Genomic DNA, 671 nt, shown 5'->3' on the forward strand with positions numbered 1-671 from the left:
ATCATTTGTTGCTGATCCGCCAATTCCTAAGATAATTTCTTCTATCCCTTGATCAATACAAGCTAGAATAAGTTGGCCTGTACCATAGGTTGTTGTTACTAAAGGATTCTTTGTTTGGTCATTCACGTACCCAATACCAGACGCTTCAGCCATCTCAATGACAGCTGTTTTACCATCCCCTAAAATGCCATAGCTAGCAGTAACTGGTGTCCCCAAAGGTCCAACTACTTCTAGTTGGTGGATGGTACCTTCAGTAGCGTCAACTAAAGATTGTACGGTACCTTCACCGCCATCTGCCATTGGTAAAGAGACAATTTCTGCATCCGGTAAAGCCCGTTTAATCCCTATACTAATTGCTTCACAAGCCTCTAAAGCTGTTAAACTACCTTTATACGAGTCAGGGGCTACGAGTATTTTCTTGTTCATACTTTCTTCTCCTTTTTATCCTTGATTATAAAATGCCGTAAATGATAGTAGCGACTGTAGCGATTGATAGACCAATAATTGATTCATAGCCAATACACTTCATTCTATCCGCAAACGACATATCCACTGCATCTGCTGATACGTGGAAATAAGTCCCATGTGGTAAATGATCGATCACTACTGCACCAGTATGAACCATGATAGCGGCATTGAGTGGTGCAATACCTGTTTGCAAGATAGCAGGC

At 41.4% G+C, this 671-nt stretch carries 1 protein-coding gene and 1 pseudogene; both read right to left on the reverse strand.

Annotation, left to right across the window (positions count from 1 at the left end):
• A partial coding sequence (locus tag ACRCJ0_RS17900; RefSeq protein WP_431391489.1) for a glycerate kinase occupies nucleotides 1-426 on the reverse strand: 426 nt, incomplete at its 3' end.
• 25 nt (nucleotides 427-451) lie between these two features.
• A pseudogene (locus tag ACRCJ0_RS17905) lies at nucleotides 452-671 on the reverse strand (GntP family permease); the annotation flags it as partial.

The sequence above is a fragment of the Aerococcus sp. L_32 genome (assembly GCF_050689315.1).